The sequence below is a fragment of the Pseudomonas rhizozeae genome (genome assembly GCF_031583775.1).
In the GTDB taxonomy this organism is placed as follows: Bacteria; Pseudomonadota; Gammaproteobacteria; order Pseudomonadales; family Pseudomonadaceae; genus Aquipseudomonas.
The window spans coordinates 32219-58028 of record NZ_JAVLSB010000042.1 but is presented as its reverse complement, the minus strand read 5'-3'; the positions used below and the strand labels follow the sequence as shown (position 1 = coordinate 58028).

23 protein-coding genes are annotated in these 25810 nt (G+C 60.7%); 2 read left to right on the top strand and 21 right to left on the bottom strand.

Annotated elements, in window-relative coordinates; all coding sequences use genetic code 11:
• Positions 1-3: 3 nt before the first annotated feature.
• The 20 genes from nuoL to RG836_RS13160 all read right to left on the bottom strand — a co-directional run bounded on the left by nuoL (position 4) and on the right by RG836_RS13160 (position 23099).
• Positions 4-1857 carry an NADH-quinone oxidoreductase subunit L gene (gene nuoL, locus RG836_RS13255; protein WP_310846012.1) on the bottom strand — a complete coding sequence of 618 codons (1854 nt, stop codon included), beginning with the start codon at positions 1855-1857 and terminating at the stop codon, positions 4-6.
• Positions 1854-2162, bottom strand: a complete 309-nt coding sequence (gene nuoK / locus RG836_RS13250) for an NADH-quinone oxidoreductase subunit NuoK (RefSeq protein ID WP_003180046.1) — start codon at positions 2160-2162, stop codon at positions 1854-1856. Before nuoK ends, nuoL begins: the two co-directional genes overlap by 4 nt.
• Positions 2163-2164: 2 nt before the next feature.
• Positions 2165-2668 (bottom strand): NADH-quinone oxidoreductase subunit J, encoded by a 504-nt coding sequence (gene nuoJ / locus RG836_RS13245; protein ID WP_310846007.1) that lies wholly within the window; start codon positions 2666-2668, stop codon positions 2165-2167.
• Positions 2669-2677: 9 nt separating this feature from the next.
• Positions 2678-3226 (bottom strand): NADH-quinone oxidoreductase subunit NuoI, encoded by a 549-nt coding sequence (gene nuoI / locus RG836_RS13240; protein ID WP_310846006.1) that lies wholly within the window; start codon positions 3224-3226, stop codon positions 2678-2680.
• Between the two features lie 11 nt (positions 3227-3237).
• Positions 3238-4245: an NADH-quinone oxidoreductase subunit NuoH gene (nuoH, locus tag RG836_RS13235; protein WP_310846005.1), complete on the bottom strand. Its 1008-nt coding sequence runs from the start codon at positions 4243-4245 to the stop codon at positions 3238-3240.
• A complete protein-coding gene (nuoG, locus tag RG836_RS13230) occupies positions 4242-6956 on the bottom strand; it encodes an NADH-quinone oxidoreductase subunit NuoG (RefSeq protein WP_310846004.1) in 2715 nt (904 codons plus the stop codon). The genes nuoH and nuoG overlap by 4 nt, the downstream gene beginning before the upstream one ends.
• Before the next feature lie 135 nt (positions 6957-7091).
• Positions 7092-8447 carry an NADH-quinone oxidoreductase subunit NuoF gene (gene nuoF / locus RG836_RS13225; protein WP_310846002.1) on the bottom strand — a complete coding sequence of 452 codons (1356 nt, stop codon included), beginning with the start codon at positions 8445-8447 and terminating at the stop codon, positions 7092-7094.
• Positions 8444-8941: an NADH-quinone oxidoreductase subunit NuoE gene (gene nuoE, locus RG836_RS13220; protein ID WP_007970445.1), complete on the bottom strand. Its 498-nt coding sequence runs from the start codon at positions 8939-8941 to the stop codon at positions 8444-8446. Before nuoE ends, nuoF begins: the two co-directional genes overlap by 4 nt.
• A 2-nt stretch (positions 8942-8943) precedes the next feature.
• On the bottom strand, positions 8944-10728 hold the full coding sequence (gene nuoC / locus RG836_RS13215; protein ID WP_310845999.1) for an NADH-quinone oxidoreductase subunit C/D: 1785 nt from the start codon (positions 10726-10728) through the stop codon (positions 8944-8946).
• A gap of 72 nt (positions 10729-10800) precedes the next feature.
• A complete protein-coding gene (locus RG836_RS13210) occupies positions 10801-11475 on the bottom strand; it encodes a NuoB/complex I 20 kDa subunit family protein (protein ID WP_213878669.1) in 675 nt (224 codons plus the stop codon).
• Positions 11476-11485: 10 nt separating this feature from the next.
• Positions 11486-11899 (bottom strand): NADH-quinone oxidoreductase subunit A, encoded by a 414-nt coding sequence (locus RG836_RS13205; protein WP_310845996.1) that lies wholly within the window; start codon positions 11897-11899, stop codon positions 11486-11488.
• Between the two features lie 537 nt (positions 11900-12436).
• The gene (gene aceA / locus RG836_RS13200) at positions 12437-13762 is read right to left on the bottom strand and encodes an isocitrate lyase (RefSeq protein ID WP_053121621.1); all 1326 of its coding nucleotides are present in this window, start codon (positions 13760-13762) and stop codon (positions 12437-12439) included.
• Between the two features lie 493 nt (positions 13763-14255).
• Positions 14256-15017, bottom strand: coding sequence for a secretin N-terminal domain-containing protein (locus RG836_RS13195; RefSeq protein ID WP_310845995.1), 762 nt, complete (start codon positions 15015-15017; stop codon positions 14256-14258).
• 227 nt (positions 15018-15244) lie between these two features.
• Entirely contained in the window at positions 15245-15670 is a 426-nt protein-coding gene (locus tag RG836_RS13190; RefSeq protein WP_310845994.1) for a GNAT family N-acetyltransferase, read from the bottom strand.
• On the bottom strand, positions 15663-16832 hold the full coding sequence (locus RG836_RS13185) for a ribosomal protein uL16 3-hydroxylase (RefSeq protein WP_310845993.1): 1170 nt from the start codon (positions 16830-16832) through the stop codon (positions 15663-15665). Before RG836_RS13185 ends, RG836_RS13190 begins: the two co-directional genes overlap by 8 nt.
• Positions 16833-16918: 86 nt before the next feature.
• Positions 16919-18289, bottom strand: a complete 1371-nt coding sequence (gene purB, locus RG836_RS13180) for an adenylosuccinate lyase (RefSeq protein ID WP_310845992.1) — start codon at positions 18287-18289, stop codon at positions 16919-16921.
• A gap of 126 nt (positions 18290-18415) precedes the next feature.
• A complete protein-coding gene (hflD, locus tag RG836_RS13175) occupies positions 18416-19042 on the bottom strand; it encodes a high frequency lysogenization protein HflD (protein WP_310845991.1) in 627 nt (208 codons plus the stop codon).
• On the bottom strand, positions 19039-20163 hold the full coding sequence (mnmA, locus tag RG836_RS13170) for a tRNA 2-thiouridine(34) synthase MnmA (protein ID WP_310845990.1): 1125 nt from the start codon (positions 20161-20163) through the stop codon (positions 19039-19041). The genes hflD and mnmA overlap by 4 nt, the downstream gene beginning before the upstream one ends.
• A 59-nt stretch (positions 20164-20222) precedes the next feature.
• Positions 20223-20669, bottom strand: a complete 447-nt coding sequence (locus RG836_RS13165) for an NUDIX hydrolase (protein ID WP_310845988.1) — start codon at positions 20667-20669, stop codon at positions 20223-20225.
• Between the two features lie 204 nt (positions 20670-20873).
• The gene (locus RG836_RS13160; protein ID WP_310845986.1) at positions 20874-23099 is read right to left on the bottom strand and encodes an NADP-dependent isocitrate dehydrogenase; all 2226 of its coding nucleotides are present in this window, start codon (positions 23097-23099) and stop codon (positions 20874-20876) included.
• Positions 23100-23592: 493 nt separating this feature from the next.
• On the opposite strand from RG836_RS13160, the gene icd reads away from it, so the two are divergent.
• Positions 23593-24849, top strand: a complete 1257-nt coding sequence (gene icd, locus RG836_RS13155; protein ID WP_310845985.1) for an NADP-dependent isocitrate dehydrogenase — start codon at positions 23593-23595, stop codon at positions 24847-24849.
• Positions 24850-24932: 83 nt separating this feature from the next.
• On the opposite strand, the gene cspD is transcribed toward icd, so the two are convergent.
• Positions 24933-25199, bottom strand: coding sequence for a cold shock domain-containing protein CspD (gene cspD / locus RG836_RS13150; RefSeq protein ID WP_310845983.1), 267 nt, complete (start codon positions 25197-25199; stop codon positions 24933-24935).
• Positions 25200-25418: 219 nt separating this feature from the next.
• Here cspD and clpS point away from each other — a divergent pair, with 219 nt between their 5' ends.
• Positions 25419-25781: an ATP-dependent Clp protease adapter ClpS gene (gene clpS / locus RG836_RS13145; RefSeq protein ID WP_015094394.1), complete on the top strand. Its 363-nt coding sequence runs from the start codon at positions 25419-25421 to the stop codon at positions 25779-25781.
• The last annotated feature ends 29 nt before the right edge of the window (positions 25782-25810 follow it).

Sequence of the window (25810 nt, the reverse complement as noted above, 5' to 3'; positions counted from 1 at the left end):
ATATCAGACCGCTACCAGTACGATGGCGCCGATGACGAGGACGGCACCGGCAGCCATCGAGGCCGCGTACCAACGCAGTTGACCGGTCTCGGTGCGGCTCAGGGCGGTGTGGCCGCCCTTGGCCATACGCGGGATCAGACCGATGGTCTGGTCGAGCGGGTCTTTGCGCAGTACGTGGCTGATCGCCAGGTACGGTTTGACGAACAGTTTGTCGTAGATCCAGTCGAAGCCCCACGCGGCGAACCACCAGGCCGACAGCAAGCGACCGAGGCCGCTGTTGGCGATGGCAGTGACGAAGCGACGCTTGCCGAGGAACAGCAGCGCCGCCAGCAGGATACCGGCCAGGGCGATGGCGCCCGAGGCGATTTCCAGGCTGTGCTTGGCTTCGCCGCCGGCATGCCCGACGCTTTCTGGCAGTACGCCGTGCAGCGGCGGCACGATCATCGCGCCGACGAAGGTCGACAGCACGATCAGCACCGACAGTGGCAGCCAGTGAGCGATGCCGTGGCCGGCGTGGGCTTCGGTCTTCGCTTCACCATGGAACGCGATGAAGATCAGGCGGAAGGTGTAGAGCGACGTCATGAACGCACCCACCAGACCGGCGTACAGCAGACCGTGGTTACCGCTGGCGAAGGCTTCCCAGAGGATTTCGTCCTTGGAGTAGAAACCGGCGGTCACCAGTGGCAGGGCCGACAACGCGGCACCGCCGACGATGAAGCTGGCGTAGGCCAGTGGCAGTTTCTTCCACAGGCCGCCCATCTTGAAGATGTTCTGCTCGTGGTGGCACGCAACGATCACCGCACCGGACGCGAGGAACAGCAGCGCCTTGAAGAAGGCGTGGGTCATCAGGTGGAAGATCGCGCCATCCCAGGCACCAACACCCAGCGCCAGGAACATGTAGCCGATCTGGCTCATGGTCGAGTAGGCGAGGATACGTTTGATGTCGGTCTGTACCAGCGCGGCGAAACCGGCCAGCACCAGGGTCACGCCACCGACGATGCCTACCAGATGCAGGATGTCCGGCGCGAGGGTGAACAGGCCGTGGGTACGGGCGATCAGGTAGACACCGGCGGTCACCATGGTCGCGGCGTGGATCAGTGCCGATACCGGGGTCGGGCCGGCCATCGCATCCGCCAGCCAGGTTTGCAACGGCAGTTGCGCGGATTTACCGACGGCACCGCCGAGCAGCATCAGGGTCGCCAGGACGATCCAGAAGTCGCCAGCCTGGAATTTCTGCGGCGCCAGCACCAGCAGTTCCTGGATGTTCAGCGTGCCCAGTTGCTGGAACAGGATGAACAGGCCGATGGCCATGAACACGTCGCCGACGCGGGTCACGATGAAAGCCTTGAGGGCTGCGTTACCGTTGTTGCGATTGCTGTAGTAGAAACCGATCAACAGGTACGAGCACAGGCCCACGCCTTCCCAGCCGAAGTACACGAACAACAGGTTATCGGCCAGGATCAGGAACAGCATGCTGGCGATAAACAAGTTGGTGTAGGCGAAGAAGCGCGAGTAACCGGCTTCACCGCGCATGTACCAGGAGGCGAACAGGTGGATCAGGAAACCCACGCCCACCACCACGCCGAGCATGGTCACCGACAAGCCATCCAGGTGCAGGGCGAAATTCGGCTGGAAGCCTTCCACCGACATCCAGCGCCACAGCACCTGCACATACGCGCCACCTTCCGGCGGCGCGATGTGGAATTGCCACATCACGTAAGCCGCGACGATGGCCGAGAGGCCGATGGAGCCGACGCCGATCAGCGCCGAGAGGTTTTCCGAGAAGCGGCCGCGTGAGAACGACAGCAGCAGGAACCCGATCAGGGGAAATACGAAAGTCAGAAAGAGAAGATTCATCCGCGCATCTCGCTGGCAGCGTCGATATCAAGCGTGTGGAAGCGGCGATACAGCTGCAGCAGGATCGCCAGGCCAATACTGGCCTCGGCGGCTGCGAGACTGATCACCAGGATGAACATGATCTGTCCATCCGGCTGCGCCCAGCGCGCGCCCGCGACGATGAAGGCCAGGGCGGAGGCATTCATCATCACCTCCAGGCTCATCAGCACGAACAGAATGTTGCGGCGGACCATCAGGCCGACCAGACCGAGGCAGAACAGGATGCCGGCGACGGCCAGACCATGCTCCAGAGGGATAGCAGGCATCGTCATTGCTCCTTGGCTTCGTTGCGGCCCAAGTGGAACGCCGTGACGGCTGCGGCGAGCAGCAGCATCGAGGCGAGTTCGACCACCAGCAGGTACGGACCGAACAGGCTGATGCCCACGGCCTTGGCGTCCACGGTGGTTTGACCGATGGCTGCACCGCTGGAATGGCTGAACAGCACATACAGCAGTTCAGCCAGCAACAGCGCCGCGAGCACCACCGGACCGATCCAGATGCCGGGCTTGAGCCACACGCGCTCTTGCTGCACCGAGGCCGGGCCGAGGTTGAGCATCATCACCACGAACACGAACAGCACCATGATGGCGCCGGCGTAGGCGATCACTTCCAGGACCCCGGCGAACGGCGCGCCAAGGCTGAAGAAGGTCATCGCCACGGCGATCAGCGAAATAATCAGGTAGAGCAGGGCGTGCACAGGGTTGGTGTTGGTGACCACTCGAAGCGTGGACACCACCGCGATACCCGATGCGAAATAGAAAGCGAATTCCATCGTTCTTCCTTAAGGCAGCAAGCTCTTCACGTTGATCGGCTCGGCTTCGTTCTGCGCGGAGCCTTTTGGCTTACCGGCAATCGCCATACCTGCAACACGATAGAAGTTGTAATCAGGGTTTTTGCCGGGGCCGGAGATCAGCAGATCTTCTTTCTCGTACACCAGGTCCTGACGTTTGAACTCGGCCATTTCGAAATCCGGGGTCAACTGGATCGCGGTGGTCGGGCAGGCTTCCTCGCAGAGGCCGCAGAAAATGCAGCGCGAGAAGTTGATGCGGAAGAACTCCGGGTACCAGCGACCGTCGTCGGTTTCCGCTTTCTGCAGCGAGATGCAGCCCACCGGGCACGCCACGGCGCACAGGTTGCAGGCCACGCAGCGCTCTTCGCCATCGGGGTCGCGGGTCAGGACGATACGGCCACGGTAGCGCGGCGGCAGGTACACCGCCTCTTCCGGGTATTGCAGGGTGTCGCGTTTGCGGAAGCCGTGACCGAACACCATCACCAGGCTGCGCAATTGGGTACCAGTACCCTTAACGATGTCGCCAATATATTTGAACATGGGTCAAATCCTCACTGAACCGCGCCCGCTGGCGTGTTCAACAACACAACCGCAGCGGTCACCAGCAAATTGATCAGGGTCAGCGGCAGGCAGAATTTCCAGCTGAAGTCCATTACCTGGTCATAGCGTGGGCGCGGGATGGAAGCGCGCAGCAGGATGAACAGCATGATGAAGAACGCGGTCTTCAAGGCAAACCAGACAAACGCCAGTTGCGGCAGGATGCCGAACGGGCCATGCCAGCCACCGAAGAACAGGGTCACCAGCAATGCCGAGATCAGGATGATGCCGATGTACTCGCCAACGAAGAACATGCCCCATTTCATGCCGGCGTATTCAATGTGGTAACCGTCGGCCAGTTCCTGCTCCGCTTCCGGCTGGTCGAAGGGGTGACGGTGAGTCACGGCCACGCCAGCGATGAAGAAGGTACAGAAGCCGAAGAACTGCGGAATGATGAACCACAGGTTCTGCGCCTGGTACTCGACGATGTCGCGCATGTTGAACGAGCCGACCTGCACCACGATGCCCATCAGCGCCAGGCCCATGAACACTTCGTAGGACACCGTTTGTGCCGAGGCCCGCAAGCTGCCCAGCAGGGCGAACTTGTTGTTACTCGACCAGCCGGCGAACAGCACCGCATAGACCGACAGACCGGCCATGGCGAAGAAGAACAGCAGGCCGATGTTCAGGTCCGCGACGCCCCAGGTCGGGGTGATCGGGATGACGGCGAAGGCGATCAACAAGGCGCTCATGGCCACGACCGGTGCCAGGGTGAAAATCACCTTGTCGGCGAACGGCGGGGTCCAGTCTTCCTTGAAGAACATCTTCAACATGTCGGCGGCGATCTGGAACATGCCGAACGGGCCAACGCGGTTCGGACCGTAGCGGTCCTGCCACCAGCCCAGCAGGCGACGTTCGACGAAGCTGAGCAGGGCGCCCGCCACCACCACCGCCAACAGCACGACGATGGCCTTGACGACCGCAATGATCGTGTCGATCACTTCAGGGGTGAACCAGGTCATTGCGCTGCCTCCTGCAGACCGTCAACGGAGTGGCCGAAAATCGCCGGTGGAATGCCGGCGATGCCCGCAGGCAGCGCCACCAGGCCGGCGCCCAGTTCTTCGTTGATGCGCAGCGGCAGACGCAAGGTCTGGCCGGCCACGTTCAAGCTCAGCAGGGCACCGTCGTTGACGCCCAGGCGATCGGCTTCCGATTTGGCCAGGGACACGTAGGCGGCCGGGATGCGTTCCTGCACCGGGGCGGCTTTCGAAGAGTTCTCTTCGCTGCCGAACAGGTGGAAGAATGGCACAACCTGCCAGGTGCCCGGCGCCGGGTTGAAGGCGCGCGGTACGCTGGCGAACCAGTTCAGCGAATCACCGCTGCTTTCGATCAGGCGGGTGCCCGGGTCGCCAGCGCGGATATGACCACCGACTTCGTCCTGGAACTTGTTCCAGGCTTGCGGCGAGTTCCACCCCGGCGACCAGGCGAATGGCACTTGCTGACGCGGTTCGACCGAGCCCGAGTAACCTTCCATGGAGAAGGCGAACGCGGTGTCGTTGTCTTGCGAAGTACGCGGTTCGTGCACGCTGATGTTGGCGCGCATGGCGGTACGACCGGAGTAACGCAGCGGTTCACGGGCCAGTTTCATGCCCTTGATGCGGAACGCGGCGGACGGCGCGGCATCGACGATGCGCGCCAGTTGCGGCGTGCTCGAAGCCACGGCGGCGGTGACGTGGTCCAACTGCGTCCAGTCGATCGGCTGGTTCAACAGGGTGGCGCGCAGGGCATGCAGCCAGCGCCAGCCTTCGTGCACCAGAATGCTGGCGTCGAGGTATTTCGGATCGAACACCTGGAAGAAGCGCTGGGCGCGGCCTTCCTGGCTGACCAGCGTACCGTCGCCTTCGGCGAAGCTCGCCGCAGGCAAGACCAGGTGCGCGCGTTCGCTGGTGGCGGTCTTCTGGTGGTCGGCGACGATCACCACCTTGGCGGCGCTCAATGCTGCGTCAACCTTGGCGTTGTCGGTGCGGGTGTACAGATCGTTTTCCAGCACCACGATGGCATCGGCGGAACCTTCGATGACCGCTTGCAGCGCGGCGTCCACCGAGTCACCACCGAGCATGGCCAGGCCGAGGCTGTTGGCCTCTGGCACGATCAGGCTGATGGAACCGTTCTTCTCGCGCAGCTTCAGGGCCTTGGCGATGTTCGCGGCGGCTTCGATCAGTGCCTTGGACCCCAGGGAGGTGCCGGCAATGATCAGCGGACGCTTGGCGGCGAGCAGGGCGTCGGCGATGCGCTGGGCCAGTTCAACGGCTTCAGCGTCCAGACCGGCGACGGCTGGAGCGCTGGCGTCGAGGGCGTGAGCCACGGCGAAACCGATGCGCGCCAAGTCGTCCGGCGCGGCGTGCACGCATTCTTCGGCGATGTCGTCGAGCTTGGTGTCGGCGAGGCTGGCGATGAACAGTGGGTTCAGCGCGTGCTGGCCGATGTTCTTCACGGCGGCGTCGAGCCACGGCTGGACGCGCATGGCGTCGGCCATGTCTTCGGCCTTGCCTTTGACCGACTGGCGCAGGGCCAGGGCCATGCGTGCTGCAGTCTGGGTCAAGTCTTCGCCGAGGACGAAAATCGCGTCGTGGTCTTCGATGTCGCGCATGTTCGGGATCGGCAGCGGGCTGTCTTTGAGCACCTGCATGACCAGTCGAATGCGTTCCAGCTCAGCGGCTTCGATACCGGAGTAGAAGTGCTCGGCACCCACCAATTCGCGCAACGCGTAGTTGCTTTCGAGGCTGGCGCGGGGCGAGCCGATGCCGACGATGTTGCGGCCGCGCAGCAGGTCAGCGGCTTTATCCAGCGCTTCGTCGAGGCTCAGCTTGGCGCCGTTGGCCAGCAAGGGCTGGCGCGGGCGGTCTTCGCGGTTGACGTAGCCATAACCGAAACGGCCACGGTCGCACAGGAAGTATTGGTTTACCGAACCGTTGAAACGGTTTTCGATGCGGCGCAGTTCGCCGTAACGCTCGCCCGGGGAGATGTTGCAACCGCTGGAGCAGCCATGGCAGATGCTCGGCGAGAACTGCATGTCCCACTTGCGGTTGTAGCGCTCGGAGTGAGTCTTGTCGGTGAACACACCGGTCGGGCAGACCTCGGTGAGGTTGCCGGAGAACTCGCTTTCGAGGGTGCCGTCTTCAACGCGACCGAAGTACACGTTGTCGTGGGCGCCGAACACACCGAGGTCGGTGCCGCCGGCGTAGTCCTTGTAGAAGCGCACACAGCGGTAGCAGGCGATGCAGCGGTTCATTTCGTGGGAAATGAACGGGCCCAGTTGCTGGTTCTGGTGGGTGCGCTTGGTGAAGCGATAACGGCGCTCGTTGTGGCCGGTCATCACCGTCATGTCTTGCAGGTGGCAGTGACCGCCTTCTTCGCACACAGGGCAGTCGTGCGGGTGGTTGGTCATCAGCCATTCGACGACGCTGGCGCGAAAGACTTTCGCTTCCTCGTCGTCGATGGAGATCCAGCTGCCGTCGGTGGCGGGGGTCATGCAGGACATAACGATCCGACCACGCTTGTCGTTCTCGTCGGTGTACTGCTTGACCGCGCACTGGCGGCAGGCGCCAACGCTGCCAAGGGCGGGGTGCCAGCAGAAATAAGGAATGTCGAGGCCTAGCGACAGACATGCCTGTAACAGGTTGTCTGCGCCATCGACTTCGAGCTCTTTGCCGTCTACGTGGATAGTGGCCATGGTTCAAAGTTCTTCGTTGGCCCGGTGTCAGCGGGCGTGGCTAATGGAATCTTGTTGTTCGTGCGAATCCAAACAGCCGGTAAAGGCGTCATCGCACGACAGGCGAAGGGCACGGACCCTTCGCCTTTTTAAGCGTTACGCGCCGATTACGATCGGCCTGGCCAGGGGCGGGACGACGGCGCTGGAAGGCGCGATGCCGGCTTCGAACTCTGGACGGAAGTATTTGATGGCGCTGCCCAACGGCTCCACGGCACCCGGTGCGTGTGCACAGAAGGTCTTGCCTGGGCCGAGGAAACCGACCAGACCCAGCAGGGTCTCGATGTCGCCGGCTTGCCCTTCACCGTTTTCGAGCGCGCGCAGCAGCTTGACGCTCCACGGCAAACCATCACGGCACGGGGTGCAGAAACCGCACGACTCGCGGGAGAAGAACTCTTCCATGTTGCGTAGCAGCGAGACCATGTTGACGCTGTCGTCCACCGCCATCGCCAGGCCGGTGCCCATGCGGGTACCGACCTTGGCGATGCCGCCGGCGTACATTTGCGCGTCGAGGTGCTCGGGCAACAGGAAACCGGTACCGGCACCACCTGGCTGCCAGGCCTTGAGCTTGAAGCCGTCGCGCATGCCGCCCGCGTAGTCTTCGAACAACTCGCGGCCGGTGATGCCGAACGGCAATTCCCACAGGCCAGGGTTCTTGACCTTGCCGGAGAAGCCCATGAGCTTGGTGCCCATGTCTTCACTGCCTTCGCGGGCCAGGGATTTGTACCAATCGACGCCGTCGCCAATGATTGCCGGCACGTTGCACAGGGTTTCGACGTTGTTCACGCAGGTCGGCTTGCCCCAGACGCCAACGGCGGCAGGGAAGGGCGGCTTGGAGCGCGGGTTGGCGCGGCGGCCTTCGAGGGAGTTGATCAACGCGGTTTCTTCACCGCAGATGTAACGCCCGGCGCCGGTGTGGACGAACAGCTCGAAATCGAAGCCGCTGCCCAGGATGTTCTTGCCCAGCAGGCCGGCCGCCTTGGCTTCTTCCACGGCACGGTTGAGGTGCTTGGCGGCGGTGGTGTATTCGCCGCGCAGGAAGATGTAGCCACGGTAGGTTTTCAGCGCGCGGGCGCTGATCAGCATGCCTTCGATCAGCAGATGGGGCAGTTGCTCCATCAGCATGCGGTCTTTCCAGGTGTTCGGCTCCATTTCATCCGCGTTGCACAGCAGGTAGCGGATGTTGATGGATTCGTCTTTCGGCATCAGGCCCCACTTCACGCCCGTGGGGAAGCCTGCACCGCCGCGACCCTTGAGGCCGGCATCCTTGACGGTCTGGACGATGTCGTCCTGGCTCAGGTCAGCAAAGGCTTTGCGCGCGGCGGCGTAACCGTTCTTGGCCTGGTACTCGTCGAGCCACACGGCTTCGCCGTCGTCGCGCAGGCGCCAGGTCAGCGGGTGGGTCTCGGCCGAACGCTGGATGCGGTTGGCAGGACCGAAGGAAGTCAGGGTCATACGTAGCCCTCGAGCAGTTTGGCAACGCCGGCAGGCTGCACATCACCGAAAGTGTCGTCGTCGATCATCAACGCCGGCGCTTTGTCGCAGTTGCCGAGGCAGCAGACCGGCAGCAGGGTGAAACGACCGTCAGCGGTGGTTTGACCCAGGCCGATGCCGAGTTTGCTCTGGATTTCGCTGACCACCGACTCGTGGCCGCCGATGTAGCAGACCATGCTGTCGCAGACGCGAATGATGTGGCGGCCGACCGGTTGACGGAAGATCTGGCTGTAGAACGTCGCCACCCCTTCAACGTCGCTCGCCGGGATGCCGAGGATTTCGCCAATCGCGTACAAGGCGCCGTCCGGCACCCAGCCGCGTTCCTTCTGAACGATCTTCAGGGCTTCGATCGACGCCGCGCGCGGGTCTTCGTAGTGATGCAGCTCGTGCTCGATGGCCGAGCGCTCGGTTTCGCTGAGGGCGAAACGGTCTGTCTGGATAAGCGTGCTGTTCATGCTTAGCGGTCCACGTCGGCCATAACGAAATCGATACTACCCAGGTACGCGATCAAGTCCGCGACCATGCTGCCTTTGATCACCGAAGGGATCTGCTGCAGGTGCGGGAAGCTTGGGGTACGAATCCGGGTGCGGTAGCTCATGGTGCCGCCATCGCTCGTCAGGTAATAACTGTTGATGCCCTTGGTCGCTTCGATCATCTGGAAGGATTCGTTGGCCGGCATGACCGGGCCCCACGAAACTTGCAGGAAGTGCGTGATCAGGGTCTCGATGTGTTGCAGCGTGCGCTCTTTGGGCGGCGGCGTGGTCAGCGGATGATCCGCCTTGTACGGGCCTTCCGGCATGTTGCGCAGGCACTGGTCGATGATCTTGATGCTCTGGCGCATTTCTTCGACGCGAACCATGCAACGGTCGTAGGCATCGCCGTTGGCGGCCAGCGGCACTTCGAACTCGAAGTTCTCGTAGCCGGAGTACGGGCGCGCCTTACGCAGGTCGAAATCACAACCGGTCGAACGCAGGCCGGCACCGGTGACGCCCCATTCCAGGGCCTCTTTGGTGTTGTACTGGGCAACGCCGATGGTACGACCTTTGAGGATGCTGTTCTGCAAGGCAGCCTTGGTGTACTCGTCGAGGCGTTTTGGCAGCCAGTCGACGAATTCCTTGACCAGTTTTTCCCAGCCGCGCGGCAGGTCGTGAGCGACGCCACCGATGCGGTACCAGGCCGGATGCAGACGGAAACCGGTGATGGCTTCGATCACCGTGTACGCCTTCTGGCGATCGGTGAAGGTGAAGAATACCGGGGTCATCGCGCCGACGTCCTGGATGTAGGTACCCAGGAACAGCAGGTGACTGGTGATGCGGAAGAACTCAGCCATCATGATGCGGATGACGTCGACCTTCTCCGGCACTTTGATGCCCGCCAGCTTCTCGACCGAGAGCACATACGGCAGGTTGTTCATCACGCCACCGAGGTAATCGATGCGATCGGTGTACGGAATGAAACTGTGCCAGGACTGGCGCTCGGCCATTTTCTCGGCGCCACGGTGGTGGTAGCCGATGTCCGGGACACAGTCGACGATCTCTTCGCCATCGAGCTGCAGGATGATGCGGAACGCACCGTGGGCCGAAGGGTGGTTCGGGCCGAGGTTGAGGAACATGTAGTCCTCGTTCGCGCCCGAGCGCTTCATGCCCCAGTCTTCCGGCTTGAAACGCGCGGCTTCTTCCTCGAGCTGTTGCTTGGCCAGGTTGAGGCTGAACGGGTCGAACTCAGTGGCGCGGGCCGGGAAGTCCTTGCGCAGCGGGTGACCTTCCCAGGTCGGCGGCATCATGATGCGCGACAGGTGCGGGTGGCCTTTGAAATCGATGCCGTACATATCCCAGACTTCACGCTCGTACCAGTTGGCGTTGGGCCAGATGCTGGTGACGGTCGGCAGGCTGAGGTCGCTCTCGGACAGGGCGACTTTGATCATGACGTCACTGTTACGCTCCAGCGACATCAGGTGGTAGAACACGGTGAAATCGGCGCCGCTCGGCAGCCCTTGACGCTTGGTGCGCAGACGCTCGTCCACGCCGTGCAGGTCATAGAGCATGACGTACGGCTTGGGCAGGTTGCGCAGGAAAGTCAGGACTTCGACGAGTCTTGCCCGGGCAACCCACAGCACCGGCATGCCGGTACGGGTCGCCTGGGCGGAGAACGCCTCAGGGCCAAAACGGTTGTTCAGTTCGACGACCACATCCTGGTCGTCTGCCTTGTAAGGCGGGATGTACAGAGCACTGCCTGTAGTCATGGTTATTTATCGCTTTCGGTCAACGTAAAGAATGAAGCCAGTTTCTCGTTCCATAGAAGAAGCAGAGCTGGATCAGACTTCGTCGGGGCTGCGCAGGTTGGTGACTGCGATTCGCTGTTCGCGGCGCTGTTCCTTTTGCGACGGCATCTCGGCGCGATACACGCCTTGGTCACCGACGACCCAGGAAAGCGGGCGACGCTCTTGGCCAATCGACTCCTGCAACAGCATCAAGCCTTGCAGAAAAGCTTCAGGGCGGGGCGGGCAGCCAGGCACGTAGACGTCCACGGGCAGGAACTTGTCCACCCCTTGAACGACGGAATAGATGTCGTACATGCCACCGGAGTTGGCGCACGAACCCATGGAGATAACCCATTTCGGTTCGAGCATTTGCTCATAGAGACGCTGGATGATCGGCGCCATCTTGATGAAACAGGTGCCGGCGATGACCATGAAATCCGCCTGGCGTGGCGAAGCCCGGATCACTTCGGCGCCAAAGCGTGCGATGTCGTGGGGTGCCGTGAAGGCGGTGGTCATTTCCACGTAGCAGCACGAAAGGCCGAAGTTGTACGGCCACAGGGAGTTCTTGCGACCCCAGTTGACCGCGCCACTCAGCACGTCTTCGAGCTTGCCCATGAAAATGTTTTTGTGGACTTGATCTTCTAACGGATCGGAAACGGTTTCCCGTTTGCCGATCGGGTACTGCTCGTTAGGAGCATCCGGGTCGATCCTGGTGAGATTGTATTGCATTGCCAAAGCCTCATTGTTTCAGCTTCGCCTGCCGCTTACGACGAGATTCCGGAGCCCAATCAAGCGCCCCCACTCGAAATAGGTAGACAAGACCTGCCAACAGAATTGCTATGAAAACGAGAGCTTCGACGAATCCGGTCCAGCCGCTTTCGCGCACAGACACAGACCAGGCAAAGAGAAAAAGGGCTTCGATATCGAAGATCACGAAGAGCATCGCGACCAGATAGAATTTGGCTGAGAGCCGCAAGCGGGCGCCACCGGTAGGTAGCATGCCCGACTCGAACGGTTCGTTTTTGCTGCGGCCCCAGGCTTTTGACCCAAGGAGGCTGGAGACGCCGAGCATGAAGGCACACAGGCCGACAACGCCCAGAAGGAAAATGGCAAAGCCCCAGTTGTGGGCCATGAGTCCTGTCGCTTCGGGCATGCTGGAAATCCTTAACAGAGAGCAAAGGTCTCTGAGCTTGAAAAAGTAACGATGCAGTGACGATATGTCGCAGTGCAATCAATCTCGGTGATTTTATGGCTAAACACCGGGCAAGTAAAATTCCTATAGCGAAATTATTTATAGGAATAAGGACATACGCCGCCTCCAGCCCCCCGTACCCCAAGCCCCGTGGGCATTAGCCGGGGTTTTGTTAATTATGTTTCTTTCGCTGGGTAATGAAAGAAGTTGGCGCCAAATAGAAATCAATATCATTTGGCGGGAGCGGAGCGGGGGTGAATGGGAAGTTGTCTTATATGTCGGTTACTGCAAGTAGTGGATGTCGACGTTTTACCTACTTTTTACCGATAGGCTGCCGCTCTGGATCAAGGATTGGTCGTATCACCGGATGTCGACGTGGGTGTCCCGGCGCGACATTACAGACAAAAAAACGCCCCGAACTAGTCGGGGCGTCAGCGTAGCGGCTTGGCGGTTAGCTTTTCATCGGTCCGCCAAGGCCGTCTGTTCCGGTGAAGTGGATCAGTGGAACTGTTCTTCTTCAGTCGAGCCGGTCAGCGCGGTGACCGACGAGGTGCCGCCCTGGATCACGGTGGTCATGTCGTCGAAGTAGCCAGTGCCCACTTCCTGCTGGTGAGCCACGAAGGTGTAGCCCTTGGCAGCGTCAGCGAATTCCTGCTCTTGCAGTTTCACGTAGGCGGTCATGTCGTTGCGGGCGTAGTCGTGCGCCAGGTTGAACATGCTGTGCCACATGTTGTGAATGCCGGCCAGGGTGATGAATTGGTGCTTGTAGCCCATGGCGGACAGTTCGCGCTGGAACTTGGCGATGGTTGCGTCGTCCAGGTTTTTCTTCCAGTTGAAGGAAGGCGAGCAGTTGTACGACAGCAGTTGGTCCGGGTATTCCTTTTTGATCGCTTCGGCGAAGCGGCGGGCTTCGTCCAGGTCTGGCTTGGCGGTTTCGCACCAGATCAGGTCGGCGTACGGCGCGTAGGCCAGGCCGCGGGCAATCGCCTGGTCGAGACCGGCGCGTACTTTATAGAAGCCTTCCTGGGTGCGCTCGCCGGTCACGAACGGTTGGTCGTACGGGTCGCAATCGGACGTCAGCAGGTCTGCCGCGTTGGCGTCGGTGCGGGCCAGGATGATGGTCGGCGTGCCAGCCACGTCGGCCGCGAGGCGCGCAGCGGTCAGTTTCTGCACGGCTTCCTGGGTAGGCACCAGAACCTTGCCGCCCATGTGCCCGCATTTCTTCACGGACGCCAGTTGGTCTTCGAAGTGCACGCCTGCGGCGCCGGCTTCGATCATGCTCTTCATCAGTTCGTAAGCGTTCAGTACGCCGCCGAAACCGGCTTCGGCGTCAGCAACGATCGGCGCGAAGTAGTCGATGTAGCCTTCGTCGCCCGGGCCTTTGCCGGCTTTCCACTGGATCTGGTCGGCGCGGCGGAACGAGTTATTGATGCGCTTGACCACGGTTGGAACCGAGTCCACCGGGTACAGCGACTGGTCGGGGTACATCGATTCGGCGGAGTTGTTGTCCGCCGCGACTTGCCAGCCCGACAGGTAGATAGCCTGGATGCCGGCCTTGACCTGTTGCACAGCCTGGCCGCCGGTGAGGGCGCCCATGCAGTTGACGAAATCTTTCTCTGGGCGGAAGGACGGCTTGGCGCCCTGGGTCACCAGGTTCCACAGTTTCTCGGCGCCGAGTTTTGCAAAGGTGTGCTCAGGTTGAACCGAGCCACGCAGACGGACGACGTCAGCAGCGGAGTAAGCGCGAGTCACGCCTTTCCAGCGTGGGTTTTCAGCCCAGTCTTTTTCAAGGGCTGCAATTTGCTGTTCGCGTGTCAGTGCCATGGAGATAAACCTCGTCGCATAGGTCTGGGGTGGAAAATTCCTGCTCCTGCCATACGCCACTCATTGGCGTAGACGGCTGCTCGCTGACCAGAAGCTTAGGCGGTCAAGTCGGGTTCGGCGGGGTAGGCGACGGGATGAACGATGGGCTCGAGGGGAAAGTGAGCAGGTAAGGGCGGACTGCGGGCGCATTGGGGCGTCGTGGGCCTTGGGGCGTGCAACAGTGTGATGCCGGGTTACCAGTTACGCTTCCGTCCCTCGGGACAACTTCGTTCCAGTCGCAACCTCGTCAAACACACCTTGTGGGCGGTACAGACACGAATCGGCTCGCGGGGTAAGTGCGAGCGGCAATCCGAAGGCCCTTGCCAGGGCCCCTGATTAGCGGGAGCGAGGCCATCATGCCTTCGGTTTTTTGGCTCGTCAAACGTTTTGTAGTGCTTTTTTTAAGCCACTACATTTTTGCTCTGATACGACTAGTCAGTCAGTTTTCGGTGCTTTAGTCCAGCGCATCGACTTTCACCCGCAACGTCATGTCATCCCGGCCCTGAGTAGAGTAGCTGCGGCTCAGGCCCTGTTTGTCGGCTTGAGTCTGGCGATTGACCCCGGCCAGGGTGATCCATTCTCCCAGCCGCCCGGTGACGGTTGTGTCGGTACTTTGTACGTTCACTACATCGGGACGTTCCTGGCTCATGCGGTCACGGTTGGTACTGATCGACAGATGAACGATCTCACCGGTGACGCTCGCCGTGACGTAAAACCCCTGGGTCACGTTGCGATATTGGGTCTCGCTTTGCAGGTCGCCATAGCCATCGCTGCGGCTGCTGGTCAGCGGCACGCTCTGGCCGACCTGGATCAGCGCCGGGGTGTTTTCGCTGGTCTGCACTTGCTGGACGCCACCTTCGCGACTGGTGGTGCTGCGGCTGATGATGCGGGTCTGGTTGGGCGCGGCGCCATTGACCGAATAACCCTGATCGCCACGACCGTTGTTTTCGTTGGTGTCGACGGTGATCAGCAGGCGTTTCGGCTGGGTGTCGAGTTGCGACAGAAAGGCCTTAAGTTCGTCGATCTTGCTGGGCTCGGCGTTGACAATCAGCTGGTTGCCGTAGGCGCTGACCTGGCCATCCTTGCCGATGAAATCCTGCGCGACCGGCAACATATCGGCGCTGGTGTGGTACTTCAGGGGCACGATCTCGGTCGCCGCCATGACCGAAAAACTGGTGGTCAGCAGCAGCGTGGTGAGCAGGGTGCGTAGGGACATGTCCGTTATCTCCGCCAACTTGAAAGTGTTGATAGTGCCAGTTTGTCGGCCCAGGGTGGGGCAAGTTGAATGCTAGACAGTAAAACGCCCCGGCATCGTTAGATGGCGGGGCGTTTTGCGTGTTCTTTCGGGCTTATTCGCGAGCAGGCTCGCTCCTACATTGATCAACGGTGTGCTGCAATCTGGCAACACCCGAAAAACCTGCTCGCGAAAGCCGCGACTCGGTGTCAAACCGAATCGCGCACCATGTCCACATGCGGAATCCCGGCTTCGAGGAATTCCGCGCTGACGATGCTGAAGCCCAGGCGTTCGTAGAACGCTGTGGCCTGCACCTGGGCGCTGAGCATTTGCTGCTTCAGCCCCCGAGCTTCGGCTTGTTGGATGACGTTCTGCATCAGCGCATCGCCGACCTTCAGGCCGCGCCAGTCTTTCAACACCGACACCCGACCAATGTGCCCGTCGGGCAACAGGCGTGCAGTGCCGATGGGAAAGTCGCCTTCGAAAGCCAGGAAATGCACGGCGGTTGCGTCATCCGCGTCCCACTCCAGCTCGGGTGGAACGCATTGCTCGGCAATAAACACCGTCTCACGAATGCGCCGGATCTCGGCGTTGTCCTTTTGCCAGTCTGCGACACGTACGTGGATTTTATTCATCAGCAAACCCCAGGCTTCCTTGCTTGATCAGTTCACACAGCAGGCCGCGGCCGTCTTCGTCGCTCAACCAGTTCCCCAGATTGTCGACGTGCAGTGCGTCAGCGGCGCAAATCAGTTTCAACAGCTCTCGCAGTTTGCCCGGCAGGTAACGGCTCTGGCCGCTGGCGAACAACAGCAGATCGTCATCGACTTCGGACCAGGCCAGGCGTGCGCTCGGGTTGCGGATCAGCACCGCGCCCTGTTGCAGGGCGCTGAGCAGGTCCTCTTCTTCGACCTCTTCCGGGCCGACCACCAATTCCGGGTAGCGCGGCTCGGTCATGAACTGGCCGAACCAGGTCAGCAGCAGGCGCTCGTCGCTCATGTGCTCGGCCAGCAGGCCTTTGAGGCGATCGAGGGCGTCGTGCTGAATCTGGTGTGGATCGGCCGCTGGTTGCGCGTCGGCGTCGGTGTAGCGCTCCTCGTCCGGCAGGAACTGGCTCAGGAAGTCGGTGAAGTGCGTCAGCACTTCAGCAGCGCTCGGGGCGCGGAAGCCCACCGAGTAGGTCATGCAATCGTCAACCGCGACACCGCAATGGGCCAGGCGCGGCGGCAGGTAGAGCATGTCGCCCGGTTCCAGCACCCATTCCTCGGTCGCGTCGAAGTCGGCGAGGATGCGCAGGTCGGCGTGCTGCAGCAGCGGGCTCTCGGAGTCGCACATCTGGCCGATCTTCCAGTTGCGCTTGCCGTGGCCTTGCAGCAGGAACACGTCGTAGTTGTCGAAGTGCGGGCCAACGCTGCCACCAGGGGCGGCGAAGCTGATCATCACGTCATCAATGCGCCAGCTCGGCAGGAAGCGGAAGTGCTCCAGCAGTTCGCTGACTTCCGGCACGAACTGATCCACTGCTTGCACCAGCAGGGTCCACTCGCGCTCCGGCAGCTTGCTGAATTCGTCTTCGGCAAACGGGCCGCGGCGCAATTCCCAGGGACGCTCGCCGTGCTCGATCACCAGGCGCGATTCGACTTCTTCTTCCAGGGCCAGGCCGGCCAGTTCGTCGGCGTCGATCGGGCTTTCGAAATCAGGAATCGCTTGGCGGATCAGCAGCGGTTTTTTCTGCCAGTAGTCGCGCAGGAACTCCCGTGCCGTGATGCCGCCCAGGAGTTGAAGAGGGATATCAGGATTCATGTGTAACCTATTGAAAAAAAGCACTTTCCAGACGGGAATAAAAACGCCCGGCGCTGCCGGGCGTCTCAAACGGGTAAAGCGGTCGATCAGATGCGCTTGGCTTGCTCTACAGCGTTACCGATGTAGCTGGCCGGGGTCAGCTTTTTCAGCTCGGCCTTGGCTTCGGCGGGCATGTCCAGCGCGTCGATGAAAGTCTGCAGCGCTTCAGGGCTGATGCCCTTGCCGCGGGTCAACTCTTTCAGCTTTTCGTACGGGTTTTCGATGTTGTAGCGGCGCATCACCGTCTGGATCGGCTCGGCCAGCACTTCCCAGCAGGCATCGAGGTCGGCGGCAATTTTCTGCGCGTTCAGCTCGAGTTTGCTGATGCCTTTGAGGCTGGCTTCGTAGGCGATCACGCTGTGGGCGAAGCCGACACCGAGGTTGCGCAGTACGGTGGAATCGGTCAGGTCGCGCTGCCAGCGGGAGATCGGCAGTTTGCTCGCCAGGTGCTGGAACAACGCGTTGGCGATGCCCAGGTTGCCTTCGGAGTTTTCGAAGTCGATCGGGTTGACCTTGTGCGGCATGGTCGACGAACCGATTTCGCCGGCGATGGTGCGCTGCTTGAAGTAACCCAGGGAGATGTAGCCCCAGATGTCACGGTCGAAGTCGATCAGGATGGTATTGAAGCGCGCGATGGCGTCGAACAGCTCGGCGATGTAGTCGTGCGGCTCGATCTGCGTGGTGTAAGGGTTGAAGCCCAGGCCCAGCTCGTCTTCGATGAAGGCGCGGGCGTTTTCTTCCCAGTCGATTTCCGGGTAGGCCGACAGATGCGCGTTGTAGTTGCCCACGGCACCGTTGATCTTGCCCAGCAGCGGCACGGCAGCCACTTGCGCGATTTGACGCTCGAGACGGTAAACCACGTTGGCGAGTTCTTTGCCCAGGGTGGTCGGCGAGGCCGGTTGGCCGTGGGTGCGCGACAGCATCGGTACGTCGGCGAAACGGATCGCCAGCTCGCGGATGGCTTCGGCGGTCTGGCGCATCAGCGGCAGCATCACGTCATCACGGCCTTCGCGCAGCATCAGGGCGTGGGACAGGTTATTGATGTCCTCGCTGGTGCAAGCGAAGTGGATGAACTCACTGACGTTGGCCAGTTCCGGCAGCTTGGCCGCTTGCTCTTTAAGCAAGTATTCAATGGCCTTGACGTCGTGGTTGGTGGTGCGCTCGATCTCTTTGACGCGCTCGGCGTGCTCCAGGGCGAAGTTCTCGGCGAGTTCATTGAGCACCGCGTTGGCTTCGGCGGAGAACGCCGGCACTTCGCTGATGGCGGAATGAGCGGCCAGGCGCTGGAGCCAGCGCACCTCAACCAGAACGCGGGCACGGATCAGGCCGTACTCGCTGAAAATAGGGCGCAGGGCCTGGGTTTTGCCGGCGTAGCGGCCGTCAACAGGGGAAACCGCAGTGAGCGAAGAAAGCTGCATGGGGTGTTCTCGGACAGTCGGGCAACGAAATGGGGCGCGTATCATACATGAAAAAATCCGCCGGTCCGTTGCCAACTGACCGGCGTATTACGCGTTACGAGCTACAAAACAGTGTGCGGGCGTGCGTCAGTTGCCACTGCGCATCAGCGGGTACAGCTCTTTGAGCAGCTTGCGGCGGCTGATCACCAGTTGCCAGCGATGGCCGCCCAGTTGCCGCCACAGGCGCGCCGAGCGAATCCCGGCCAGCAACAGCGCGCGGATTTTCGAAGCGTTGCTCGGCTGCTGCAAGTTGCGCATGTCGCCATGCACCTGAATCCGTTGGCGCAGGGTGCTCAGGGTGTCCTGATACAACGCCCCGCAGGCGGCGACCACGTTTTCGTGGGCGGCGCCGAAGTGCTCGACCTGCGACTGAATCTGCGGCAGGCGCTTGCCGATCTCGTCGAGCAGGTCGTCGCGCTTGGCCAACTGCCGCTCCAGGCCGAGCATCGACAGGGCGTAGCGCAACGGCTCGCGCTGCAAGGTGCTCGGGTCCCGTTCGAGGGCGCCGACCAGCGCGCGATAGCCTTCGCGCAGGTTGATATCGTCGCCGCCGTAAACTTCCAGGGTGTCCTTGGGATCGCGGATCAACAGGCTGCCGAGCATGCAGGTCAGGCCCGCCTCGGTGATCTGGCCGGTTTTGGCGATTTTATCCACCAGCACCGCAGCGAGGAACACCCCGCCGAGTGCCGTCAGTTGCTCCTGAGTCGGGCTCATGCCTTGCTGCTCCAGGGCTCGGCGACTTCTATTACGCCGCCGCCCAGGCAAATGTCGCCGTCATAGAACACCACGGACTGGCCAGGCGTGACCGCGCGTTGCGGGTCATCGAACGTGGCGCGGTAGCCGGTGGCGGTTTTTTCCAGGGTGCAAGGCTGATCGCTCTGGCGATAACGAACCTTGGCGGTGAGCTTACGCGGCTCACTGAGGTCGATCGGGTTAACCCAATAGATGTCCGAAGCGAGCAGGGCCCGGGAGAACAGCCACGGATGGTCGTTGCCCTGGCCGACGATCAACTCGTTGTGCTCGAGGTCCTTGACCAGTACGTACCACGGCTCTTCACCGGCGTCTTTCAAGCCGCCGATGCCCAGCCCCTGGCGCTGGCCGATGGTGTGGTACATCAGCCCGTGGTGCTTGCCGATCACCTCGCCTTCGGTGGTCTTGATCTCGCCCGGCTGGGCCGGCAGGTATTGCTTGAGGAAGTCGCTGAAGCGGCGCTCGCCGATAAAGCAGATCCCGGTGGAATCCTTCTTCTTGGCGGTGGCCAATTGGTGCTTTTCGGCAATCGCGCGGACCTCGGGTTTTTCCAGCTCGCCGACCGGGAACAGAGTCTTGGCGATCTGCTCGCCGCCGACGGCATGCAAGAAGTAGCTCTGATCCTTGTTCGGGTCCAGGCCCTTGAGCAGTTCGGTGCGGCCGTCGATGTCGCGGCGGCGCACGTAGTGACCGGTGGCGATCAGGTCGGCGCCGAGCATCAGGGCGTAGTCCAGGAACGCCTTGAACTTGATCTCGCGGTTGCACAGGATGTCCGGGTTCGGAGTGCGTCCGGCCTTGTATTCGGCCAGGAAATGCTCGAACACGTTGTCCCAGTACTCGGCGGCGAAGTTGGCGGTGTGCAGCTTGATGCCAATCCGGTCGCACACGGCCTGGGCGTCCGCCAGGTCATCCATGGCGGTGCAGTATTCCGTTCCATCGTCTTCTTCCCAGTTCTTCATGAACAGGCCTTCCACCTCATAACCCTGCTCGATCAGCAGGAGAGCGGAAACGGAAGAGTCCACGCCGCCGGACATGCCGACAATGACGCGCTTCTTGGGGGTGTCAGAAGGGGCTGGATCACGCATAGGGATTCAATGAGTGTCTTGAAAAAGGACGCGATTCTAACAGGCTGGCGCGCGCAAGGCTAAAGAGAAGGTCGGATCAATTCGAGGCTGAAGCGATGGCCGGCCAGGTAATCGTCGATGCAGCGGATGATCAGTTCGCTGCGCCAGTGTTCGCGCTGCAGCATTAATTCGTCCCGGGTCAACCACTTGGCGCCGAGGATGCCGTCGTCCAGTTGATAGTCGGGGTGATGTTTCAAGGCTTTGGCAGTGAAGCACACGCGTTGGTAAGTCACGCCATTGCTGGGGGCGGTGTACAGGTAAATGCCGACGATGCCGGTGGCTTCGACGTCCCAGCCGGTTTCTTCGAGGGTCTCGCGCACAGCGGCTTCGGTCAGGGTTTCGTTCGGGTCCAGGTGCCCGGCGGGCTGATTGAGCACCGCGCGGCCGCCCTTGGACTCTTCGACCATCAGGAAGCGGCCGTTGTCCTCGACGATGGTGGCGACGGTGATGTGGGGTTTCCAGTCCATGAGGCTTCCTCGATTCTGAACATTGAACAGCGGTCATTGTGGGAGCTGGATCGCCAGCGATAGCCGTAGGTCAGTCACCATCATTGGTGAATGATAAGCCGCCATCGCTGGCAAGCCAGCTCCCACAGGTTTTTGTGCTAATCATTGCGCACCGAAAACAGAAACCCCGGCACGGGGCCGGGGCTTCTTTGCTTCCTTACAACCTTACACCAGCGCAGCGATCGCCGCGTTGAGGGTGGCGCTTGGACGCATGGCCTTGCTGATCAACTCGGCGTCGGCGTGGTAGTAACCGCCGATGTCCACTGGCTTGCCCTGAACGGCGTTGAGCTCGGCAACGATGGTCGCTTCGTTCTCGGTCAGGGTCTTGGCCAGTTGGCCGAATTGCGCTTGCAGCGCAGTGTCTTCGCTCTGGGCGGCCAGGGCCTGGGCCCAGTACAGCGCCAGGTAGAAGTGGCTGCCGCGGTTGTCGATGTTGCCGACTTTGCGCGATGGCGACTTGTTGTTGTCCAGGAACTGGCCGGTGGCCTGGTCCAGGGTCTTGGCCAATACCAGCGCCTTCGGGTTGTTGTAGGTCACACCCAGGTGTTCGAGGGACGCGGCCAAGGCCAGGAACTCGCCCAGGGAATCCCAACGCAGGAAGTTTTCTTCCAGCAGTTGCTGAACGTGTTTCGGTGCCGAACCGCCAGCGCCAGTTTCGAACAGGCCACCGCCGTTCATCAGCGGCACGATCGACAGCATCTTGGCGCTAGTGCCCAGTTCCATGATCGGGAACAGGTCGGTCAGGTAGTCGCGCAGTACGTTGCCGGTCACCGAGATGGTGTCCTTGCCTTCGCGGGTGCGGGTCAGGGTGAACGCCATGGCTTCAACCGGGGACATGATGCGGATGTCCAGGCCGGCGGTGTCGTGATCCTTCAGGTAAGCCTGGACTTTCTCGATGACCACGCCGTCGTGAGCGCGCATTGGGTCCAGCCAGAAAATCGCTGGAGTGTCGCTGGCGCGGGCACGGTTGACGGCCAGTTTGACCCAGTCCTGGATCGGCGCGTCTTTGGTCTGGCACATGCGGAAGATGTCGCCAGCTTCGACGGTTTGTTCCAGCAGCAGTTTGCCCTTGCTGTCGGTGACGCGAACCACGCCGTCAGCCTTGATCTGGAAGGTCTTGTCGTGGGAGCCGTACTCTTCGGCTTTCTTCGCCATCAGGCCAACGTTTGGCACGCTGCCCATGGTGGTCGGATCGAAGGCGCCGTTGAGCTTGCAGTCTTCGATCACTGCCTGGTAGATGGTGGCGTAGCAGCGATCCGGGATCACGGCCTTGGTGTCGTGCAGTTGGCCGTCGGTGCCCCACATTTTGCCGGAGTCACGGATCATCGCTGGCATCGAGGCGTCGACGATCACGTCGCTCGGCACGTGCAGGTTGGTGATGCCTTTGTCGGAGTTGACCATCGCCAGGGACGGGCGAACGGCGTACACCGCCTGGATGTCAGCTTCGATCTGCGCTTGCTGCTCGGCCGGCAGGGCCTTGATGCGAGCGTACAGGTCGCCGATGCCATTGTTCAGGTTGAAGCCGATCTGCGCCAGCACGTCTGCGTGCTTGGCCAGCGCGTCTTTGTAGAACTCGGCCACGATCTGGCCGAACATGATCGGGTCGGAGACCTTCATCATGGTGGCTTTCAGGTGAACCGACAGCAGCACGCCCTTGGCCTTGGCGTCTTCGATTTCGGCGGCGATGAAGCTGCGCAGGGCGCTTTTGCTCATCACGGCGCAGTCGAGAATCTCGCCGGCTTGCACGCTGGTTTTTTCTTTCAGGACGGTGGCGGTGCCGTCCTGGGCGATCAGCTCGATCTTGACCGCATCGGCGGCATCGATCAGGGCGGCTTTTTCGCTGCCGTAGAAGTCACCTGTGCTCATGTGGGCAACGTGAGACTTGGAGTCTTTGGCCCAGGCGCCCATTTTGTGCGGGTGCTTGCGTGCATAGTTCTTGACCGACAGCGGGGCGCGGCGATCGGAGTTGCCTTCGCGCAGAACCGGGTTCACGGCGCTGCCCTTGACCTTGTCGTAGCGCGCCTTGACGTCTTTGTCGGCATCGCTGGTCACGGTTTCCGGGTAGTCCGGCAGTGCATAGCCCTGGTCTTGCAGTTCCTTGATCGCGGCTTGCAGCTGGGGAGCCGAGGCGCTGATGTTCGGCAACTTGATGATGTTGGCTTCCGGCGTAACGGCCAGGTCGCCCAGTTCGGCGAGGTGGTCGGCTACGGCTTTGTCGCCCAATTGCTCGGGGAAGCTGGCCAGAATACGCCCTGCAAGCGAGATATCGCGGGTTTCAACGGCGATATCAGCCGAAGCGGTGAACGCTTCTACGATAGGCAACAGTGAATAGGTGGCGAGGGCTGGGGCTTCGTCGGTGAAGGTGTAGATGATCTTCGAGCGGGTGGGCATATTCGGATTAACTCTCTTCTTTGCTGAAAGCGTGCGCAGAAACTCGAGATGCGCCGGGTAAAGCGCGTTCGTTCAAAGTCATCCATGAGCCGAATGTCGAGATTTCTTCGCGGTGATGTTGGGTGCATCAGTCGAGCGTCAAGCGGTCGCACTGCGGTAACAGCACGGCTTTATTCTGGCGGAGAGACTCGTAATAGAGCGGTCAGCCGTCGTGACCCTGTGGTCAGCGGCGGCATTATACATAGGTAGCTGGCAATCTGCCGATGGTTCATAGTTAACGATTCTCGTCCATTGGTCTAAAGGTCGCAGCTGGGCGATGGGGCAAGAAACGTTCGTCGTGCTGATATTTGGCGCTTTTCCCTTTGCTTTCAGGCTTGTACATCGCCAATGAGCGGTTATCGCCGCCGATCGCCGGAACATTGGGTTTGCGTGCTGATTTAACTGGGTTACGCTCGAATGAAGCCAGATGTTTAATCAAACAATGGAGTTCAGCATGGGATACAAGAAGATTCAGGTTCCAGCCGTCGGCGAAAAAATCACCGTCAACGCGGACCATTCTCTCAATGTTCCTAACAACCCGATCATCCCCTTCATTGAAGGTGACGGTATCGGCGTTGATATCAGCCCGGTCATGATCAAGGTTGTCGATGCTGCTGTACAAAAGGCTTACGGCGGCGAGCGCAAGATTTCCTGGATGGAAGTCTACGCCGGGGAGAAGGCCACTCAGGTGTACGACCAGGACACCTGGCTGCCACAGGAAACCCTCGACGCCGTCAAGGATTACGTGGTGTCCATCAAGGGCCCGCTGACCACCCCGGTCGGTGGTGGCATCCGTTCGTTGAACGTGGCCCTGCGCCAACAACTCGACCTGTATGTGTGCCTGCGCCCGGTACGCTGGTTCGAAGGCGTACCGAGCCCGGTGAAAAAGCCTGGCGACGTCGACATGACGATCTTTCGCGAAAACTCGGAAGACATTTACGCCGGCATCGAATGGAAGGCCGGTTCGCCAGAAGCGACCAAGGTCATCAAGTTCCTTAAAGAAGAAATGGGCGTGACCAAGATCCGTTTCGACGAAAACTGCGGCATCGGGGTCAAGCCGGTTTCGCTGCAAGGCACCAAGCGCCTGGCGCGCAAGGCCCTGCAATATGTAGTCGACAACGACCGCGACTCGCTGACCATCGTGCACAAAGGCAACATCATGAAGTTCACCGAAGGGGCCTTCAAAGAGTGGGCCTATGAAGTGGCGGCCGAGGAATTCGGCGCAACCCTGCTCGACGGCGGACCGTGGATGCAGTTCAAGAACCCGAAAACCGGCAAGAACGTGATCGTCAAAGACGCCATTGCTGACGCCATGCTCCAGCAGATCCTGTTGCGCCCGGCGGAATATGACGTGATCGCGACCCTCAACCTCAATGGCGACTACCTCTCCGACGCCCTCGCGGCGGAAGTGGGCGGGATCGGTATTGCGCCGGGTGCCAACCTGTCGGACACCGTGGCCATGTTCGAAGCCACCCACGGCACCGCGCCGAAGTACGCCGGCAAGGATCAGGTCAACCCAGGCTCGCTGATTCTCTCGGCGGAAATGATGTTGCGCCACATGGGCTGGACCGAAGCGGCCGACTTGATCATCAAGGGCACCAACGGCGCGATTTCCGCCAAGACCGTGACCTATGACTTCGAGCGGTTGATGGACGGCGCCAAGCTGCTGTCTTCGTCGGCCTTCGGTGACGCAATGATTTCCCACATGTAAACGGGTAGTGGCAACGCAAAAACCGCCTGACTCGATCCATCGAGTGAGGCGGTTTTTTTATGACTGGATGATCGTGGGTGGGGTCAGGCTTGCGCTTCAGCCGTCTGAGCCCCTGGTGCCAGCTGGGTTGAGTCCGATTCAGACTTGGCCGCAATGTTGATCGCGTGCAGGCCCTTGGGCCCCTGGATGATCTCGAACTTCACCGGTTGTCCGGCTTTCAGCGTCTTGTAGCCTTCCATCTTGATCGCCGAGTAATGGGCAAACAGGTCTTCGCTCTTGCCGTCCTCGTTGATGAAGCCGTACCCCTTGGCATTGTTGAACCACTTCACCTTGCCACTTGCCATGCTCATATCCCTCTGCAACAGACTCCATCACTGGAGTATCATCCAGTTCATCCGCAGTCGAATCTTGCAAATAAGATTGACTCCGCGGACCTTTTTTACCCACTGTGGGCTCTATTGGTTGTAACACCGATTTGTCGTTAGTCAAGGTGACTAAGCGCTCGGAGTTGAAATCGCCGATGGCCGCCCCCACCACTGTATTCGCACAACTGACGAACCTTTCTTTCCATGCATGCAATCAGCCAGATTCGACTAACATTCAATCAGGATCGCCCGGATCTACACGACGACGATTCCGCAGGCATTGCTGTTCAGGAGGCCAAGCCTGCTTTACAGGCACCGCCGATGTACAAGGTGGTTTTGTTCAACGATGACTACACACCGATGGATTTCGTCGTCGAAGTGCTCGAGGTGTTTTTTAACCTGAATCGCGAGCTGGCGACCAAGGTCATGCTGGCCGTCCATACAGAAGGGCGGGCAGTATGTGGAGTGTTTACCCGCGACATCGCCGAGACCAAGGCCATGCAGGTCAACCAGTACGCCAGGGAAAGCCAGCATCCGCTACTCTGTGAAATCGAGAAGGACGGTTAACGCCGACCACTTGGGTATGAGGTGAAGCT